Source organism: Anabaena sp. WA102, from assembly GCF_001277295.1.
In the GTDB taxonomy this organism is placed as follows: domain Bacteria; phylum Cyanobacteriota; class Cyanobacteriia; order Cyanobacteriales; family Nostocaceae; genus Dolichospermum; species Dolichospermum heterosporum.
The window spans coordinates 5,400,796-5,419,918 of record NZ_CP011456.1; the positions used below are offsets into that span (position 1 = coordinate 5,400,796).

Here is a 19,123-nt window from a genome sequence, read left to right on the forward strand (position 1 = left end):
CCAAACAATTGCTGACTTATCCCTTATAGTTTCTGACTTCCGAAGTCGTTGTTCTATCCATTTCTGATTCTGCTACTTTAAATTCTCTCATTGGTATTAATTCCAATGCTGCCACACTAGCTAAACCTAAAAAAGGAATTACTGTCTTAATAGCCGATACAGGCCATCTTCTCATCGCTCCTAAAAAAACTTTCAGGTCTACTTCATGGTAGTTTTGTAAAAGCATCCGACAACAATATGCTTTAGAATAACCAACTTGCTCAAGTTTTAAAATAACTTCAGGTATATGTTGGTATTGCATTAAAAGTGCAGATTTCGGTTCTTTTTGCCAATAACTAACACCAACAATACATTCTAAATAGATATCTTTAGTCACAATTACTCTGCCATTAGCAGCACAATAACCGGCTAAATATGCTAAAGATATCCAATTATTACTAGCAGTTGGCCAAATTTGGAGAGCGCGTTTAATTAAATCAGCACGATATACTGTAGCAGTTAGAAAAATTACTGCTCCTACACTTTTAGTAAAACAATGTTCAAATATTGCTTTACCATCACCTTCACCATCTTCTGTATCGGCATCAAACCAGCGATTACCAACTATTTTTGGTGGATGTACTGGTTCACCAGTAATTTTGTTTCGACCAGAAAAATTCAGAAACAATAATGATAAATCATCAATATTTTTAATTTTATCCATCACATAGGCAACTGCTCTTTCCTGAATTGGATCATCATCACCAATTGTCCAAACATACTTGGTTGTGGCAGAACTTAGGCAATGAAAAATATTTCGCATTACGCCTATGTTTTCAGGATTTTTATTGGATTTAAATGTGATGTTTGTGAGAATATTTTGCCATTTACTAATAATAGATTGAGTATGATCTGTAGAACAGTTATCAGAAACTAAAATTTCACACTCTGATTCAAATCCTTGAATAGCTTGGGATAACCAAGTTAATTGTTTATCTAGTAACTCGGCTCGATTGTAAGTAGGAATAGCAATAGTTAGTAGTTTATTCATGGTTTTTGATGGTTAATAGAGAAGGATTTTATCTTTTATTTAATTACTTATTCGTGAGATATTTATTGCTGATTTTTTTTGATTAAAATTCATTTGATAGATGAATCTACCTACTAATTGCAAGTAGGTAATTATAATATTGGTGGCTAGAACTGGCCATCTTCTTAAAGCACCCAATAATATTTTCCAATCACTCAGGTTGAAAATATTTTCTAGAATCATTCGTTGACAAAATTTAGCAGAATATCCTAAACTTAATAATTTCAGATAAATCTCCGGGATGTAGACATATCGCATCATTAGTGACCATCGAGGATTTTCTTCTAGGGAACTAGCGTGCATTGTACATTCCAAATAATTATCTTGAGTAACAATGATATTTCCATAAGCCGCACAAAATCCAGTCCAATATGCTTGGGATGCTAAATTTTTACATGAAGTAGTCCAGTTTTGCAAAGCTTGTTGCACAAGTTCGGTATTATAAATGGTAGCTGTCATGAATAGTACACCCCCAAAACTACCCTGTAAATACCTTTGAAATACAGGTTTACTATCAACAATGATTTCATCACTATCACTAGGAAACCAGTGTTCTACCAAAACTTTATTTGTATTTTTGTCTCGTCCACAACAGTTGAGAAACATCAGTGACAAACTGGGATTTTCTTTAATTTTATTGATGACATAACCTAGAGTCCTTTCCTGAATTGGATCGTCATCACCCACAGTCCAAACATATTTACTACCAGCAGCTTGAAGACAAAAAGCAATGTTTGGCATTAACCCTATATTTTCCCGATTTCTATTCGCTATAAATACAGTATTACTAAAAGCAGTTTGCCATTTTTTCACAACTCCCGGTGTATTATCTGTTGAGCAATTATCAGAAATAATAATTTCACATTCTGATTCAAAACCTTTGATTGCTGTTGCTAACCAAGCCAGTTGTTTATCTAGTAAAGCAGCGCGATTGTATGTAGGAATAGCAATGGTTAGTAACTTTTGCATTATCTGTTAATTTAACTTGGTATAAATTTAAAATAGGCTTTTAAATCGAATATCTTGAATTAAGAAAATTCAATTTAATCCACCTTGATGCAATAATGTTTGGTTAAGGAAATGTAGAAATGTAGGTTGGGTTGACGCAAGGAAACCCAACAAAATTATTAATCATGTTGGGTTTTGCTGTCGCTCAACCCAACCTACAATATTTTCCGAATAAATTAATAGTTTTCCTGTTTGTTCCAGAAGAAATCTTTGTCAATTTGTTCTGTGCGAATTAGATACTCTAATTGTTTTAAGCGGGTGAATCCTCTAGACAAGAAAGTATCTTCATTCATATCAATTTGCTTAAACAAACTAAATAATTGTCCAGCACCAAGTTGAGCATTCCAATCACACTTAAATCCAGGTAGAATTGTGTTAATTTTTTCAAAAGATACTCGATAGCTGCGATTATCTGAACCATTAGTTCCAAAAGATAATTGACAACCGGGGAAAACATCAGCAACGATTTCCGCTATTTCTTTAACTCGATAATTATTTGCTGTATCGCCAACATTAAAGATTTGATTGTGAATAATATCTCTGGGTGCTTCCAAGGCACAAACAATGGCTTTACAAATATCTAAAGCGTGAACTAATGGCCGCCAAGGTGTACCATCACTGGTCATTTTAATTTCTTTTGTAGTCCAAGCCAAGCCAGCCAAATTGTTTAAAACAATATCAAAACGCATTCTGGGGGAAGCACCAAAAGCAGTCGCATTCCGCATGAAAGTAGGAGAAAAGTCATCATCAGCTAATGGTTGAACATCTCTTTCTACTAATGTTTTACATTCTGCGTAAGCTGTTTGTGGATTAACTGGTGATGATTCTGTAATATCACCTTCACTAGCCACACCGTAAACACTACAGGAGGACATATAAACAAAACGGCGGACACCTACTGATTTTGCCAAATTAGCTAGACGAACTGAACCTAAATGATTAATATCATAAGTAATGGTAGGAGATAATTGTCCAGTAGGATCATTAGATAATTCCGCCATGTGAACAATAGCTTCCACACCTTCTAAATCTTCGGGATTGATATCACGAATATCTTTATTTAGGGTTTTAGCTGTGACGTTAGTTCCATTATATAGCCAACCAACTTTATAAAAACCAGTATCAACACCAATAACTTCATGTCCTTTTTGCATTAATAAAGAAGGCAATAAAGAACCAAGATAACCTTCTGTGCCAGTTACTAAAACTTTCATGATTGTTAAAACTTTTGATGTGGAAAAATATGTTGTTGCTTGAAAAATCCGCAGATAAAATTCTCTTGTAGGGTGCGTCAGACTTGATTTGTTAGTAAAGTTAACAGATTTTTAGTATCTGACGCACCCTACTAACTTACTAAACTGTGCAAATGAGTAGGTTCTGGTATTTGCTTAACTATAGCTTTACCAATTTCTAAGGAAGAAGTTGCAGCGGGTGAAGGTGCATTGCAAACATGAATGGAATTCTCACCTGCAATGATTAAAAAGTCATCTACCAGAGAACCATTATTCATTAATGCTTGAGCGCGAACTCCTGCATGGGTGGGAATTACATCTGCGGCTTGAATTTCGGGGATGAGTTTTTGCAAACTTTTGACAAAGGCTGCTTTACTAAAGGAACGAATGATTTCTTGAATTCCTTCGTCGGCGTGTTTTGCTGCTAGTTTCCAAAAGCCAGGATAGGTGATAACTTCGGCAAAATCTCTGAAGTCAAAGTCGGTTTTTTTGTAACCTTCACGTTTCAGACTTAAAACTGCATTGGGTCCTGCATGGACAGTGTTATCAATCATCCGGGTGAAATGCACGCCGAGGAAGGGGAAATCTGGGTTAGGAACTGGGTAAATGAGAGTTTTCACCAAATAGCGTTTTTCGGGGGTAAGTTCGTAATATTCACCGCGAAAGGGAACGATCTTAGCTTCAGGATTAGCTTTACCTAATTTTGCAATGCGATCGCTATGCAATCCGGCACAATTGATCACAAATCGAGTTTCAAACCTGCCATTGTTAGTTTCTAATACCTGATTTCTACCACTGCGGACAATTTTTAAAACTTGGGTATTGAGACGTAAATCTCCCCCTTGATTGCGAATTAATTCCGCATATTTTAAACAAACCTGTTTGTAATTAACAATTCCTGTGCTGAATACCTGAACTCCACCAACGCAACTAACATGAGGTTCAATTTCTTTAACTTCTTCTGGGCTAATTCTTTTAACAGGAATACCGTTTTCTAACCCGCGTGTGTAGAGATTTTCTAAGCGAGGTAATTCTTGTTGATTACTAGCAACAATTACTTTACCACAAACTTCATGATCAATATCATATTTCTGGCAAAATTCTACCATTGAACGGCTACCATCACGGGAAAATTGAGCCTTAAAGCTTCCCGGTTTATAGTAAATACCGGAATGAATGACACCGCTATTATTACCAGTTTGATGAAATGCCCATTCGCTCTCCTTTTCTAACACTAATATTTTAGCATGAGGATAACGCTCTCCTAAAGCCATTGCAGTGGAAAGTCCAACTATTCCCCCACCAATAATCGCAAAATCGTACATTAGTAATCTTTCCCCAATCCAATATTTAAAATCTCAACTCTCAAATCCAAAATCAAAATTGCTATTACCAAACTTGCCAAGGAGCTTTACCACTTTTCCATAGCTCCTCTAGATAGTTTTTATCTCTTAATGTGTCCATTGGTTGCCAAAAACCATCATGTTTGTAAGCCGCTAACTGTTCTAAATCAGCTAACTTTTCTAATGGTTCTTTCTCCCACACAGTTGAGGTATCAGCAATAAAATCAATTACTTGGGGTTCGAGAACAAAATAGCCCCCATTAATCCAAGCACCATCACCTTCAGGTTTTTCTTTAAAACTAGTTATTTTAGTTTGTTCCTGTCCTAGAGAAATTGCTCCAAATCTTCCTGCTGGTTGCACTGCGCTGAGTGTTGCTAATGTCTTTTGCTCTCGATGGAATTTAATTAATTCTGTAATATTGATATTACTTACACCATCACCATAGGTAAAGCAAAAGGTTTCATTCCCAATATGTTCACGAACTTGCTTTAAACGTCCGCCTGTCATTGTATTATCACCTGTATTTACTAAGGTGACGCGCCAGGGTTCAGCATATCCAGAATGGACATTCATTTGATTAAATCGCATATCAAATGTCACATCTGACATATGTAAAAAATAGTTAGCAAAGTATTCTTTAATGACATAACCTTTGTAACCGCAACAAATGATGAAATCATTAATACCATGAGCAGAGTAAGTTTTCATTATGTGCCAAAGAATTGGCTTACCACCAACTTCAACCATTGGTTTGGGTCTGATACTGGTTTCTTCACTTAACCTTGTACCCAGACCTCCTGCTAAAATTACTGCTTTCATGTAGTTACCTCAAAGATTTGCAGGTGGACGATAATTTCAACTAATGGAAATGAAGAGAATGCACAATGATGGTAAAGAAATTAAATAATTTTTTCTTTCTCTTTATTAGGTAGATAAACATAATTTAACTGTTATTTTCTAGAAAATCATAAAGAATAAGTAAATTAAGATATTTTATCTGTAAAATATTTATAGTAGGAGTTCAGGAGAAAAAGCAGGAATAAAAGTCTTTTGGCGTTTGTCTTTTTTCGTGAATTTTGTGTCTCATTCAAGCCACATTTCACTATAAGAATTCAGGCGACTGGAAGTCACGGCTACACAGGCAAAACCCACGCAGGTGGGTTTTAAATTTCCCTAGTCCGCGTAGGCGGACTTTGTTTGTATAGCCGTGTATCCCTGACGGGAGCCGGAGGCATCTTTCTAATCGCCAGCTTATTTTTGCAAAATTAGGATGCTCCCTAGTACCGCAAGGCGGAAGTCAAAAGTCAAAAGTCAAAAGTCAAAATGAAGACAGTATAGGCTTTTGGAGGATTTAGAATGGTTGGTTTATTTACGCCGTTTTGTACTAGTAATTTTAATCACAAAAATAAAACCCCTAATTTCTTAATGAAGTCAGGAGTGAATTTTAACTATTATTTTTAACCGATTATTCACATTTTAGATGATTTTAATTCCTTATTTCTTATTCCCTCTTTCCTCTTCTTTCCTCTTCCTTCTTCTTCCTTCTTCTTACTCCTGATAGCGCAGCGTGGCGTTAGCCATACTCCTGAACTCCTGAACTCCTGACTCCTGACTCCTGAACTCCTGATAGCGCAGCGTGGCGTTAGCCATACTCCTGAACTCCTGACTCCTGACTCCTGATAGCGCAGCGTGGCGTTAGCCATACTCCTGACTCCTGAACTCCTAAATCAATTACTTTGTCCAGTGAGAATTGTGTTAGATAATAAACTATCACATTTATTAGCAACAACGATACAAATACTACTCAAAGACTGTTGATAATTATCCATATCATTTTGCTCCAAAGAAACTTTAGCGGCTGTTTCTAAATCCGCAACTGCTTGAACATGATTTTTGTCAGCTATACCTTCTCTATATTGTGCTAATTCATAGTAAGCCATCCCACGTTTTAGATAACCTTTAGCCAATCGGGGATTAAGTTTTAATGCTTCAGTAAAATCAGCGATCGCCTGTTTATATTCTGTTGCATAATTACTACTGTATTGCGCCATTTGATAACGAACCAAACCCCGTTGAAAGTAAGCATCTATTTTAGCTGAATTGAGTTTAATGGCTTCAGTAAAATCAGCAATTGACCTTTGGTATTCTGGAAAAGAATTATTGATGTATTTAGTAATTTCAAATCTGACAATACCCCGTCTGACATAAGCTTCCGCATCAGTTTTATCTATATTGATGGCGGCATTAAAATCAGCGATCGCTTGTTTGTATTCCTTATCAGGATCACTACTATAGTCAGCCAGCATATAGTAAGCATTACCGCGATTTATATAGGCTTTAACCTCTTGAGGATTCAACTTCAAAGCTTGGTTATAATTAGCTAATGCCGCCTCATAATTATTTAAATTATATTGGGCATTACCCAAATTTATATACCCTTTGGCAGATTGGGGATTCTTTTTAGTAGCTTCGGTGAAGTTGGCAACTGCTTCTTCATAATCTTTTTGATGATAAGCAGTATCACCGCGCTGGTAGTAATCCGCAAAAGAAAGACTTGGCAAATCAGCAGTTTGATTAGATGTACGAGACATCAAACTTTGTTGAGTGTAAGGATTTTGGGAAACAAAAGGACGGGTAAATTTAATCATTACATCCAAATAGCCCAAAAGACCCAATCCCATCACCCCACAAATCACACCATATACCTTCCGATTTAATTTTTTACCAGCAGGAGGATGATAAAATTGCTGATTAGCTATAGGTTGCCAATGATATACCGGAGAATTTGGTGTTAATGGCTGAGTGATGCGGGGAGTAGGAATATAGCGACGTTTAGACTTAGGTTGGGCGCGTGGTTGTAGATGTTGTTTAGAAGCGATCGCCAGCAATGACGGAAATGGATCTCTCCCACCCAATCTTTTAGTCCGCTCACACCAAGGACACTTATCCAAATGATTATGATAAAGATGCTGAAGATTCACCTGACAAATCATCAGACTCTCCTCCACCGCCGTTAAAGCCGACAACCAAGTTTGAGCATTAGGGCGTAACAAAGGTTGATCATGACCATCCTCAAAACAACGCACAAATAAATCCCGCAAACTAGGATGAAGCAGATTCCAGCTAGGAGAAATAGGCGTTGGTAGATAGGGAACTTGTTTCTTTTGACTATAGGTAAAATGTCCAGAAAGAATCCTCCCTTGGTAGGTTGGAGGATCTACCGCCCCTTGAAATATCCCAGAAAATGGGTGAGTTCCTTCCATTAACAACTGAAAAATCAGCACAGCCAACCCAAACAAATCATGATGAATTTCTCGATCATAGTCCGCAAAAGTTTTATTCTGTAATTCTGGAGGTGTATATTCAGGCTTACCCACAGAACAACGATAAACAACATTCTGCAACGGTTCGGTCACTTGAAACGAGTCCGTATCCACCAACGTCACCAAAGCCGTATCACTCACCAAAATATTCGACTCATTCACATCACCAACACAGTATCGGCTGGCGTGCAAAGCCGAAAAAGCCGCAGCCAGATTCCGGGCAGTTCGCAATAAATATTGATAATTAAACAAAGGGCAATGTTGTCGGCGAATCCCTGGATTATAAAAATCCATAATTGGTCGCATTCCCCGAATCCTGGGCATCACAAAACCAACGACCTTACCGCTACCATCCGCCGCTTGCAATAATTCCTGTGGCCAAGCAATAGAAATATGCCCTAAATTATCCGTCGGATTCACAGGAGGATTAGCAAGCATCGCCCGCAGTTTTTGGGCATAAGAGACAGTTGGTTTATGATATACTTTCGCTACCAAATTCTCATCCGATGGAACTGCATAGATACAAGCTTCACCACCATGTCCCACACTGACAGAGAGGTTGAGAATTTCCGGGTTAGGAAGATGACGTAGTACCTGCATGGCAGAATAAAGGTTATATGAGGTGATTAGAATCCGTCAAAAGTTCAGACACTCAAGAGTATGGCTAATACCATACTGTCTTTAATCCCTAATGACTATAAATTATGAGTTAATAAATGCAGCCAAAATTAAAGTTAAATCATCATCAGTCCGCTGAGTAATCTTATCAGAACTTAAAAACCGCATTAAATGTTCTTTTGCTAATATTTTATCTTCAGCATTCGCTACAAACTGAAATAAAGGAAAAAAGAAAGGTTTGTGAGGTTCACCAACAATCATATTCAAAGCTAACATTTGTAACCCATCAGTCAAAACACCCACATTAACAATCTCTTCCCGACATATTTCAAATTGTGCTGTCTCCAAAGCGCCAGGAGACGTAAGAAAAGTTGTTTGATTGATATATTCGCCATTGCTAGGAATGGTTAACGCTATCAGATTACCCATACTATTTTTAGCCACAGCCAAACCATCCCCAACCTGCCCTACAGCCACAATTTCTGGTGTAGCAATCATCAGAATCAAGGTAGTTGCTAAATCATGAGGTTGATGATTACAAACATCCGCCTCAATTTCTATAGCTTTGCGGGCTACTAACATAGCGTCACTGAGCAAATAACGCAAAACACCATCATTAGCCAGAGAATCACTCGTTATCTCTTGGCGAGAAAGATGATCTATTGCCGTTTCCACCGCAATCATTGATCCCACCTTTCCTAGTTTAGCAGAACCCGCACCATCCGCCGCTGCTATCACCAACACATTATTAGCCAATAGCTGCCAATGGTGAGCATCCTGACAAAGTTGCTGGTTTTTTGAATGACTAGTCCCACATACAGAAGCAGCCACTACCCGCCATTGAGAAATCTGTTTTGATGTATTCATATAATTTGTTTTCCACAGCTAGTTCAGTTTAAACAACAAGCTGCAATTTTCATTAAACAGATCCCCACCCAATTGGTGGTAGTGCTACCTGTTCATCTACCTGAGAATGAGACACCGCTGACATACTAGCAGACAGCCAAACAAACATCTCAATGAAATTTAATCCCTTTAATTTCAGGGGACTTCGTACAGCGATTTGACTTAATCGGCTCATATTCGCATTCTCTACACCCACCGTAAAAAACGCCACCCGCTTATTAGACTCATCCCCTTGCAGTCTTTGGGCAGCTTGTTCAACAACATGATCTAGTTCACCCTGGGGTTCACCATCAGTAATCATAAACACCCAAGGACGATAATAAGCAATACCATTCGTGCGATATTGGGATTTGCGCTCTTGAATAATATCCAAGGCTTTATGAATAGCCGAACCCATAATTGTTAACCCCTGGGCTGTGAGAATCGGCGGGTTAAATTGATCAGCAGTTACAAAGTCCTGAACAACATTAACATTACTATCAAATGTAATAATTGCCACTTCTACCCTTCTGGATGCTAAGGAATTTTTAACCAGTTCATCCTTTAAACTCAACAAACCTTGATTTAAGGCTTCGATTCGTTCTCCTTGCATTGAACCAGAAGTATCTAGCAATAACACGCATGGACAACGGGGTTCGGGGTTTTCTGCAAATTCTACAACTTCGTCAAGATTGAATGTATCAATCATAACTTTTTGTGTTATGTTATAGTCCAAAGTCTTATTTTCCTTTTACTCAAAGTATATAGTTTCTGGTGCAGATTCTCCAGTTTGTTGAGTTGCAATCTGCTGTAATAATCAATATATACATTTACCTCCATAAATTTTTAAAGATTCTATGTGGGATTTAAGTCTGTCCTTGGGTAAATCAATTCATTACTGTTAAATCCAGGAAAAGTAAGCAGATCCGGCTGAAAATTGATGGATTTAAATTACCAAAAAAGTCTCAGCATACTCAATAGTATCACTATATAGTTAATCAAGATGAAATAGCGACAAAATATGACAAAACAGAGATTTTTATCCAGACCAATGATAAAAAATCAACATAAAAAACTATAAAAACTGTTACATTCAACGGAGGAGGATAATGCTTAAAAGATGTTTTTCATTGATATTCATAATTTAACAACTTGTGATCATAACCATATTTCCAGGTGATATCATATTGCAGCCTAATATTAAATCTTTTCCCATACTATGTTGATGTATCCGCCCAAAAAATTGTAAAAACATGAAGAATACTGGCACATTTACCAAATTATCACCCCAAGGTTTATTAAGACAATTAAGCAATTGTTATGAAACTACCCGTTTGCAAGCACATAGTAACTCTGTATCTTGGTTGATATATATAGAACAAGGAAAAATTATCTATGGGACTCATTCAGTAGAACCCTTTGATAGATTAGAACGACAAATGCGTCGTCTCCATCCACAAATTCCTTTAGTTGATAATGAAGTGCGTGTACAAATGCGCTTGATATTTGAACCTGAAGATAATCATCATTTACCTAACCAAATTCCCGAATATGAAGCGATTAATTGGCTGGTTAATGAACAATATCTCCTTCTTGATCACGCAACATTACTGATTCAAGAATTAGTTAAAGAGGTAATTGAATCATTTCTCCTCATTAAAACAGGTGATTTTGAACTAACAGAACCACTAGAAAATTTTACCGAAATTTGTAAATTAGATATTGATGATATCATCGAAAAATGCCAAAACCAGTTACAAAATTGGCGGTATCTTGGTAGATACATATCTTCTCCCTATCAGCGTCCGTATTTGTTAGTTAGTAGCAAGTTTCAGGATAAAAGATTACCACCACTGAAAGAAAATATCACCAATTGGATGAAGGGTTTTAGCTTGCGTCATCTAGCGATTATTATGAATCAGGATGAGTTGCAACTAGCTTTAAGTTTATACCCCTATATTGTTAAGGGTTCGATAGTATTACATGAACCAGATCCCCCATTTGATAAGTTACCAAAAACTTGTGGAAGTTCATTACTATTTTCTGAAGATAGCACAGAGTTAATTAGGGGTAAATTATTTGTTGCGGATGTAGCACCCAGTCAAGATGCTTCTTCAGAAACTCCAATCATTTCGCGGAATCATCTGGCGGTTCAACAGCTAGTACCAGATGTTGCTGATTTACCTCCAGAGGATTTTTCACCTGAAGCTGTTAATAGTAACATAGAAGTTGATTCACAAAAAGTAAAAATCAATACGAAAATCACCCAAAAGACTTACAAAATTATTTCTGTAGATGATAGTCCTACAATTCTCAAAGAAATCAGTCGTTATTTGGAAGATGAGAATTTTACTTTGGTGACTATTAATGAACCTGTGAAGGCAGTAATGTCAATTATTAGACATAAGCCGGATCTAATTTTACTGGATTTAAATATGGCAGGAATTGACGGTTATGAACTGTGTAAAATTATCCGCAATAATTCCCTGTTTAAAACTATTCCCATTATTTTTGTGACTAGCAATAAGGGAATTATAGATAAAGTAAAAGCGAGATTTGTCGGTGCGTCTGGATACTTAACCAAGCCTTTCACCCGCGCTGAGTTGCTGAAAATGATCTTTATGCACTTGGCATAACTCGAAACGTAGGGGCGCAGGGCTTGCGCCCAGTCAGCAATTAGCAGTGGAGTTTTGAAACTGTTGGGTGTTTTTACGTCAATCCAACCTACTAGTCTGTCAACCCGAAAATGACGGGTGAAGGCAAGCAGGGGGAGAAGAGAGGCACCGGGAGCAGGGGAGGGAAGAACAGAAGTTTTTTCCGATCATTACCCGTCAAAATAAATTTGACGAACCACTACGGTTACTTGAGAAATATAAGTTTTTTAAATAGACATTTTCGTAAATTTGGTAAAGTTGATATTTATTGAGAATAGATAGTCTGTATTCTCAACTTTATTGATAATATTGTCAATAAGTTAACGCAAATACGTTTTTACAGGATTGATAAATACCCTTGACTTTTTGTGCTATTATTATGGATATGATCTGCTTGTGCTGTTTTGGTTTTTTGACTTAGCTACAAGTTTGTATGCTGTTGGGTTTCCTTGTGTCAACCCAACCTACTATGAAATTAGTTAAAGCGGATAAGTTGCAATTTCTATGCTGCTTCTCTCAATGGGGTGGGTACAGAGATTTCTGGAAACGGTAGGGAAAGCTGTTCGGGTGATGGTGATGGTGCTTCCTGTAATACCGTTACTTCAATATTTACACTGACTAAATAACTACCTGTATCTGCACCTACCGCTTCAGAAATTATTTTAGCTATATCTGGACGTTTTGCCGTTAAAGGATCACGGATAATACAACGATCCCATTCATGCTTGGCGGTGGGGTTAAGATTGAGAATATAATGCTTCATCATAAGAATACCCGGTAAGTGGGAAACGAGCGCGTCTTTAGACCTGAGAGGAAAACGACACGAGCGGTTTTAACCGCTGTGGATATTAAAATTGAAACCAGATTTTTGATTGGAATCTGGAAACCAACTCCCATTTCTGGGGTAATGTTAGCCAGATGCCTCCGGCACGCTGGCGCGAACGACCTGTTATAAGAGCTAAAATCCCTATTCCATAAGTCTTTCCAGGTTTGAAGACTATTTTGATATTGTAGTACGAATTTACTATATTGCCAAGGGGACAATAAAAATCCACCCTGTTTGATTTTATACTCTAAACAGGGCGGCGGTAGATTTTGGATTATTTTACAATTACCAATTACCAATCACCAATCACCAATTACCAATTACCCAATTATCTAACTTTCGGTTTCACAATCAGGAACACCTTCTGTCCATTAAATAATTATTGTCCATTTTAAAGAATTCTTGTCATATTTGCAATCAACAGCTATAGTAGCCAAAATCATTGACGAGTAAGTGTTTTGGCGATTTTAGTTTTAATTTTCTCTTATCCTTATTTTTAAAGCAAATGATGTCATAAATGTTGTAAAATTTTAAAGTAAATGATGACATAATTCTTAGGGGGTTAGCTTATGCCCAAAAAGCCTATAAATAAAGCCTTTCCAGGATTCGAGACTCAAGAGGAGGATGGGGTGGAAGACAAAAACCTGCTTGTTAACGAAGATTCTCCAGAGTATCTCAGAAAGGTGGAATTAATTGATGCCATCCTTCAAGCGCCTGACAAGATAGCTCGTAGGAATGCGATCGCAGATGCAGCGAAAGCTCTGGGTAAAAGCACTAGAACTATTAAGCGCATGATAGAGAAAGTTGAGCAGGTAGGGGTAGCCACTCTAGCTGTTGGACGTAAGGATAAAGGACAATATCGTATTTCCAAGGAGTGGCATGATTTTATTGTCAGCCTTCATAAATGGGGTAATAGAGAAGGTTCTCGGATCAATCACAATCAGATTTCTGGGTATTTAAAGGCTTTAGGTAGTCAAGGAGAGAAACTGCAAGAGAAGAAATATGATGAAAAATTTAAGGGATACTCTCAGGTGCGGGAGGATTTAATAACAGGAAAGTATCCTTCTCATGTCACTGTTTATAAAGTCATTAATTCCTATTTAGAAGAAAAACATAATAAAGTTCGCCATCCCGGTTCACCGATAGAAGGACAAATTCTGCAAACAACTGAAGGGATTTTAGAAATAACCCACAGTAACCAGATTTGGCAAATAGACCATACTAGATTAGATATTTTGTTGATTCACGAAGAAGATAAGAAAGTTATCGGTCGTCCATACATTACGTTGGTAATGGATAGTTATTCTGGTTGTGTCACAGGTTTTTATCTAGGTTTTGAACCTGCTGGCTCTCATGAAGTTGGTTTAGCTCTGCGTCATGCAATTTTACCAAAGCACTACGAAACAGAGTACCAACTTCAAGAAAGATGGGAGATTTGTGGAATACCTGAATATATAATGACAGATCGTGCAAAGGAATTTAAGTCCGAACATTTAAAACAAGTTTCACTACAGTTAGGTTTTATAAGGCGTTTACGTGCTTTTCCCCAGGCTGGTGGTTTAATTGAGTCTATTTTTGACAAGATTAATAAGGAAACTTTGTCATTATATGGTGGATATACTGGTTCAAATATTGAGGAACGCCCTCCAGAGGCAGAAAGAACTGCCTGTTTGACGCTTGATAAACTAGAGCAAATATTAGTGAAATATTTTGTAGACCACTACAATCGTCATGATTATCCCAGAGCAAAAAATCAAAAACGTATTGAGCGATGGAAATCAAGTTGTTTACTGGAAGAACCTGAGCTTATTGATGAACGTGAACTAGATATTTGTTTAATGAAAATTGCATATCGCAATGTAGAAAAATATGGTTCTGTTAACTTTCTTGGTTGGATATATCAGGGAGACTGCTTGTTAGATTATGAAAGGAAGCAAGTTTCTTTAAGATATGACAAGCGTAATATTACAACAGTTATTGCTTATACTCGTCCTATTAATGGTGAACCAGGAGAGTTTCTTGGCTTTATACAAGCTAGAGATTTTAAAAGAGAAAGGATGTCTCTGGCTGAATTAAATTATATCAAGAAAAAATTGCGTAATGAAGGTAAAGAAGTTGATAAATCGTCTATTTTGAATGAGCGGTTATCTATATTTGAAGATGTTGAACAAAACCGTAAGGAGAGACGTAGACGACGGCGTAAAGAAGCACAACAAAAACACGAGGTTAAAACTAATAAATCAAAAGTAGTGGAGTTGTTTCCTGAAAATGAAATACCAGAAACAATAGAACCTCCAGAAGAAATAAAAACTGCACAAGAAAATTTAATATCTCCAATTGACACTGTTTCACAAAACATTGTAAATTCAATAGATAAGCAAGTTGAACAAAGTCAACGGGATACCAATCAAACCAATCAAACAGCTAAAGCTAAACGAAGACCTAGAGTTGGTACAAAAGATTGGAATCAATTTATGAGGGATAATTGGTGAGTGCAATGTCAGAAACGAACTTAGCCCATGCTGATCTAGAATTTAAGCAGCAGTCTAATCCAAGTTTGCAACCGGCTGAGGAATTACGGCGATCGCCAGAATTCCAGGCTGAAGTTGAACGGATTGGTAAAGCTAACACTTACCTTCCCCTAGACCGCGATACGGAATTGTTTGACTGGCTTGATGATCAGCGTGATGCAAAACTCTGTGGTTATGTTACATCTGCTACTGGTTCTGGCTTATTAAAAGCCTGTCAACTTTACAGAACCCAATATGTAAAACGAAGAGGGACACTGTTAGAAATCCCTGCAACTGTTCTCTATGCAGAAATTGAACAGCATGGTGGCCCAACAGATTTGTATTGTTCCATTTTGGAAGAAATTGGGCATCCACTTGCTAATGTTGGCGCACTAAGAGATTTGCGATAGCGCAAGCGCTGACTTGTCAGTTCGCGGGCATGGGGAACTATTAAAGGTTATGGTGTAAAATTACTCGTTATCGGTAATGCGGATTACATAACATTAGAAGGATTTAACGAACTAATTGATGTTTTCGCAAAACTACGAATTCCCGTTATCTTGGTTGGGACTTACTATTTGAGTGATAATATTCTGGAACGGAAAAGTCTACCTTATGTGCGCGTTCATGACTCATTTTTGGAGTCTTATGAGTTTCCGAATTTAACTGAAGAAGAAATAATTGAAGTTGTGGACGACTGGGAAGCAAAATTTCTTCGAGAAAATCGCCGATTAAATATCACACAGATTGAGAGCGTAGTTTCTTATTTACGGCTAAAATCTGGAGGACTGATTGAGCCTTTGTATGATTTACTTCGGAAAATTGCCATACTGAAAATAGATGAGCCGCATTTTGAACTTGATCAATATAATTTGACTAAGAAATTCGGTAGACGTAAAGAACCAAAAGTTAAATTTAAAAGAAAAGGCTAAGGAAGTTTATTGGCTTTAAGTTCACTTGAAATATAATTTATGGAGCAGGAAACAGTACAACATCCACCTTGGTATATTGAACCCTACGTAGGGGAGAGTATTAGCCACTACTTTGGTAGATTTAGGCGAAATGAAGCAATCAGCGTATCTTCTCCTGGGAGTTTAAGTAAAGCCGCAGGTATTGGACCAGTGTTAGCAAGGTGGGAGAAATTTCGATTTAATCCATTTCCTAGTCAAAAGGAATTGGAGGCAATTAGTAAATTAATTGGCTTAGATACAAACCGAATTACTCAAATGCTCCCACCCAAGGGTGAGAAAATGAAATTAGAGCCAATACGGTTATGTGCTGCGTGTTATGCAGAACAGCCATATCATAGATTGGAGTGGCAGTTTCAATCCACTGTGGGGTGCGATCGCCATAAGCTGCGTTTGCTTTCAGAGTGTCCCTTTTGTGGAGAACGGTTTGCTATTCCAGCACTGTGGGAACATGGAGAATGTAACAAGTGTCATGCGCCTTTTAAAAGTATGAAAAAGCGACAGAAATCTTACTAAGTAATAATTTTAGTATTTTTTATCGCTGTAAGGTATGCTGAAGTGGGATCACTTCCCTAGATGAAGGTAAGCCTGTGATTCCTGTGTGGTTAAATATTATTTATCAGGGATTAGCAAGTTACTAGGATAGCGATTCCTACGGATCGCATTCCTCGATGAAGGTAAGGCTGTGATTCCCGTATGGTTAAATGTTATTTATCAGAGGTTAGAGGAAAAACTACAATTTAGATCAATTAAGAAAAACTTAGAATAATTCAAAAGTTAATTAAAATAGAGTTTATGGTAAGAGCAATTGGATTCAGGGTTGAACCTCAGACTGTTAATTATGCTGTTGTTGAAGGAACAAAACAACAACCTATCCTTATTTTCCAGGATAAAATGAGTCCACCCAATAGTTATGATAAAGAGTCTTCCCAACTTGTTTGGTATAGAGAGCGTTTGTTGACTATTATTGAAGAATATCAGCCTCAGTTTGCTGCAATTCGTCTTCCTGAGCCTAGTTCTTTTAAAACAGCTAATAAAGACTCTTTACTTAAAAGGGCAAGGATTGAAGGTGTAATTCTTGAGGGTTTAGGAAAAAAAGGAATCGAGTGTATGGTAGCAGCTTTAACAACAATATCTAAAAAACGCTATTCATCTGCAATCGAGCTTGCAGATGCACTAGCGAGAGTAACAATTCCTTTAGATTGGAATACTCAATTTTCTCCCAATGGAGAGATTTTTTGGAAAGCTAGTCAAGGAAAACAAAAATCAGATTTAGTTGTTGAACTAGTCAAAGGTGTAGAAAACTTGTGGAATGTAAATGTTTTTACAGAAAATCAAGGTAATAGAAGAAAAAAATCACAGCATTGTAAACAAGGTCTTACTCGTTCTCATGCTGAAACTCATTTAGAGAATACCTTTACGTCTTTATCTTTGGCTTAAAGACAATATAACGTCCTTCTAGATGCCAATTTCGAGGAGGCATCATATTTGATGCTTCTGTTATTCTTTGATTGAAGCAATGCTTACAGTAGGGATTTTCTAACCATGAAGATTGGGAAACATTCATCATGTCCCTACCACAGTATTTACATTTCCTAACTTTTTCAAGCATCAAATTATTCACCTCCTCTACAAACTGCGAGTCAGGAGTCTAAATATTTACAATTTACAAGTACATTTGTACCTGTAAGTTCATGATATCATGAAAAGCTTCCTTTTAAGACCTATAATTGAGGTGATAATAAGGGATTAACTCCTATCTGTAATTATGATACTAGAGAAATCGCTCCGCATATCCTAAATCTTTTTTTGCCACTGCAACATCTCCCCAAAAGGCGTAAAACACCGATGACACTAACCATCAACCCACAACGCAGTAACTTTAAACCTACGCCCCGCAATTAGGACACTCAGACAGCAAACTTAAATATTATGTGTTGTGCGATCGCGCTTCATCTAAAAATATCAACAGCAATCTCACTCAATAACTTCCCAAGGGAGAACGGTTCAACTCATCCTTATATAATTTCCAATTGGGTAAAAATTTATTCATCAAAGCCTCAAAGCGATCGCCATGATTGCGTTCTAGGAGGTGTACAATCTCATGCACCACTACATACTCTAAACATTGCTTATCCTTTTTCGCCAGTTCAAGATTTAGCCAGATGCGTTTGGCTTCTATATTGCAAGTACCCCATTTGGTTTTCATCAGTTTTACCCCCCATTCATTGACAGTAACGCCTATGTTCTTTTCCCATTTGGCGATCAATGGGGGAATCTCCTGTTTTAACTGCTGTCTATACCAAGACATCATCACCTGTTGTCTTTGAGCTTCATTACTTCCTTCTCTTACATAAAGGTCAATATAAGTATTATTTCTAACTTCTACTTTGGGAGTTCCTAGATAATAGATAACATTAAGTAAATAGCGTTTACCTTGAAAATAATGGCTTTCACCAGATACAAATTCTCTGGGTGACTGGCGTTCTTGGGATTGAAAGTTTTTTTGATGTTTTTTGATCCAGGCTAGTTTGGAAATGGCGAATAAACGCACAGATTCATCATCAAGGTTTAATGGTGTAGCTATACGCACTCGACCATCTGGGGGGTAAACCGCCAGATGTAGGTTTTTAATATTCTTTCTGACGACATCTATCACCAGTTCACCAACTGTTATTTGCTGCAT

16 protein-coding genes are annotated in these 19,123 nt (G+C 37.3%); 6 read left to right on the plus strand and 10 right to left on the minus strand.

Translation table 11 applies throughout. From position 1 onward, the window contains the following. Window positions 1-16: 16 nt before the first annotated feature. The 8 genes from AA650_RS23830 to AA650_RS23870 all read right to left on the minus strand — a co-directional run bounded on the left by AA650_RS23830 (window position 17) and on the right by AA650_RS23870 (window position 10,188). On the minus strand, window positions 17-1,030 hold the full coding sequence (locus AA650_RS23830; RefSeq protein ID WP_053540925.1) for a glycosyltransferase family 2 protein: 1,014 nt from the start codon (window positions 1,028-1,030) through the stop codon (window positions 17-19). A 39-nt stretch (window positions 1,031-1,069) separates the two neighbouring features. Continuing rightward, the gene (locus AA650_RS23835) at window positions 1,070-2,038 is read right to left on the minus strand and encodes a glycosyltransferase family 2 protein (protein WP_053540926.1); all 969 of its coding nucleotides are present in this window, start codon (window positions 2,036-2,038) and stop codon (window positions 1,070-1,072) included. Window positions 2,039-2,253: 215 nt separating this feature from the next. Further along, a complete protein-coding gene (locus AA650_RS23840; protein ID WP_027403013.1) occupies window positions 2,254-3,291 on the minus strand; it encodes an NAD-dependent epimerase/dehydratase family protein in 1,038 nt (345 codons plus the stop codon). A gap of 131 nt (window positions 3,292-3,422) precedes the next feature. Further along, window positions 3,423-4,634 carry an L-2-hydroxyglutarate oxidase gene (gene lhgO, locus AA650_RS23845; protein WP_053540927.1) on the minus strand — a complete coding sequence of 404 codons (1,212 nt, stop codon included), beginning with the start codon at window positions 4,632-4,634 and terminating at the stop codon, window positions 3,423-3,425. A 64-nt stretch (window positions 4,635-4,698) separates the two neighbouring features. Further along, window positions 4,699-5,472: a glucose-1-phosphate cytidylyltransferase gene (gene rfbF, locus AA650_RS23850; RefSeq protein WP_053540928.1), complete on the minus strand. Its 774-nt coding sequence runs from the start codon at window positions 5,470-5,472 to the stop codon at window positions 4,699-4,701. Window positions 5,473-6,380: 908 nt separating this feature from the next. Beyond that, entirely contained in the window at window positions 6,381-8,576 is a 2,196-nt protein-coding gene (locus AA650_RS23860; RefSeq protein WP_053540930.1) for a tetratricopeptide repeat protein, read from the minus strand. Between the two features lie 102 nt (window positions 8,577-8,678). Next, window positions 8,679-9,461, minus strand: a complete 783-nt coding sequence (locus tag AA650_RS23865; RefSeq protein ID WP_053540931.1) for a PP2C family serine/threonine-protein phosphatase — start codon at window positions 9,459-9,461, stop codon at window positions 8,679-8,681. A 52-nt stretch (window positions 9,462-9,513) separates the two neighbouring features. Further along, window positions 9,514-10,188, minus strand: a complete 675-nt coding sequence (locus AA650_RS23870) for a vWA domain-containing protein (protein WP_039204101.1) — start codon at window positions 10,186-10,188, stop codon at window positions 9,514-9,516. A gap of 544 nt (window positions 10,189-10,732) precedes the next feature. Between AA650_RS23870 and AA650_RS23875 the strand changes: the two genes are divergently transcribed. Next, the gene (locus tag AA650_RS23875; RefSeq protein WP_053540932.1) at window positions 10,733-12,115 is read left to right on the plus strand and encodes a response regulator; all 1,383 of its coding nucleotides are present in this window, start codon (window positions 10,733-10,735) and stop codon (window positions 12,113-12,115) included. A gap of 520 nt (window positions 12,116-12,635) precedes the next feature. On the opposite strand, the gene AA650_RS23880 is transcribed toward AA650_RS23875, so the two are convergent. Continuing rightward, window positions 12,636-12,899 (minus strand): hypothetical protein, encoded by a 264-nt coding sequence (locus AA650_RS23880; RefSeq protein WP_053540933.1) that lies wholly within the window; start codon window positions 12,897-12,899, stop codon window positions 12,636-12,638. 743 nt (window positions 12,900-13,642) lie between these two features. On the opposite strand from AA650_RS23880, the gene AA650_RS23885 reads away from it, so the two are divergent. The 5 genes from AA650_RS23885 to AA650_RS23900 all read left to right on the plus strand — a co-directional run bounded on the left by AA650_RS23885 (window position 13,643) and on the right by AA650_RS23900 (window position 17,877). Beyond that, window positions 13,643-15,451, plus strand: coding sequence for a Mu transposase C-terminal domain-containing protein (locus AA650_RS23885; protein WP_199924337.1), 1,809 nt, complete (start codon window positions 13,643-13,645; stop codon window positions 15,449-15,451). A 5-nt stretch (window positions 15,452-15,456) separates the two neighbouring features. After that, window positions 15,457-15,879, plus strand: a complete 423-nt coding sequence (locus AA650_RS28405; protein ID WP_168635896.1) for a hypothetical protein — start codon at window positions 15,457-15,459, stop codon at window positions 15,877-15,879. 168 nt (window positions 15,880-16,047) lie between these two features. Further along, on the plus strand, window positions 16,048-16,401 hold the full coding sequence (locus AA650_RS28410; RefSeq protein WP_168635897.1) for a hypothetical protein: 354 nt from the start codon (window positions 16,048-16,050) through the stop codon (window positions 16,399-16,401). Between the two features lie 39 nt (window positions 16,402-16,440). Then, a complete protein-coding gene (locus tag AA650_RS23895; RefSeq protein ID WP_053540935.1) occupies window positions 16,441-16,953 on the plus strand; it encodes a TniQ family protein in 513 nt (170 codons plus the stop codon). Between the two features lie 279 nt (window positions 16,954-17,232). After that, the gene (locus tag AA650_RS23900) at window positions 17,233-17,877 is read left to right on the plus strand and encodes a hypothetical protein (protein WP_053540936.1); all 645 of its coding nucleotides are present in this window, start codon (window positions 17,233-17,235) and stop codon (window positions 17,875-17,877) included. 541 nt (window positions 17,878-18,418) lie between these two features. On the opposite strand, the gene AA650_RS23905 is transcribed toward AA650_RS23900, so the two are convergent. Beyond that, window positions 18,419-19,123, minus strand: a complete 705-nt coding sequence (locus AA650_RS23905) for a M48 family metallopeptidase (RefSeq protein WP_053540937.1) — start codon at window positions 19,121-19,123, stop codon at window positions 18,419-18,421.

Excerpts from the sequence above, each read along its gene's own strand:
- AA650_RS23865 (WP_053540931.1), bottom strand. The coding sequence starts at position 9,461 with ATGAATACATCAAAACAGATTTCTCAATGGCGGGTAGTGGCTGCTTCT.
- AA650_RS23840 (WP_027403013.1), bottom strand. The coding sequence starts at position 3,291 with ATGAAAGTTTTAGTAACTGGCACAGAAGGTTATCTTGGTTCTTTATTG.
- lhgO (WP_053540927.1), bottom strand. The coding sequence starts at position 4,634 with ATGTACGATTTTGCGATTATTGGTGGGGGAATAGTTGGACTTTCCACT.
- AA650_RS23830 (WP_053540925.1), bottom strand. The coding sequence starts at position 1,030 with ATGAATAAACTACTAACTATTGCTATTCCTACTTACAATCGAGCCGAG.
- AA650_RS23900 (WP_053540936.1), top strand. The coding sequence starts at position 17,233 with ATGGTAAGAGCAATTGGATTCAGGGTTGAACCTCAGACTGTTAATTAT.
- AA650_RS23880 (WP_053540933.1), bottom strand. The coding sequence starts at position 12,899 with ATGATGAAGCATTATATTCTCAATCTTAACCCCACCGCCAAGCATGAA.
- AA650_RS23895 (WP_053540935.1), top strand. The coding sequence starts at position 16,441 with ATGGAGCAGGAAACAGTACAACATCCACCTTGGTATATTGAACCCTAC.
- AA650_RS23875 (WP_053540932.1), top strand. The coding sequence starts at position 10,733 with ATGAAGAATACTGGCACATTTACCAAATTATCACCCCAAGGTTTATTA.
- AA650_RS23905 (WP_053540937.1), bottom strand. The coding sequence starts at position 19,123 with ATGCAGCAAATAACAGTTGGTGAACTGGTGATAGATGTCGTCAGAAAG.
- AA650_RS28405 (WP_168635896.1), top strand. The coding sequence starts at position 15,457 with ATGTCAGAAACGAACTTAGCCCATGCTGATCTAGAATTTAAGCAGCAG.
- rfbF (WP_053540928.1), bottom strand. The coding sequence starts at position 5,472 with ATGAAAGCAGTAATTTTAGCAGGAGGTCTGGGTACAAGGTTAAGTGAA.
- AA650_RS23835 (WP_053540926.1), bottom strand. The coding sequence starts at position 2,038 with ATGCAAAAGTTACTAACCATTGCTATTCCTACATACAATCGCGCTGCT.
- AA650_RS23870 (WP_039204101.1), bottom strand. The coding sequence starts at position 10,188 with ATGATTGATACATTCAATCTTGACGAAGTTGTAGAATTTGCAGAAAAC.
- AA650_RS23860 (WP_053540930.1), bottom strand. The coding sequence starts at position 8,576 with ATGCAGGTACTACGTCATCTTCCTAACCCGGAAATTCTCAACCTCTCT.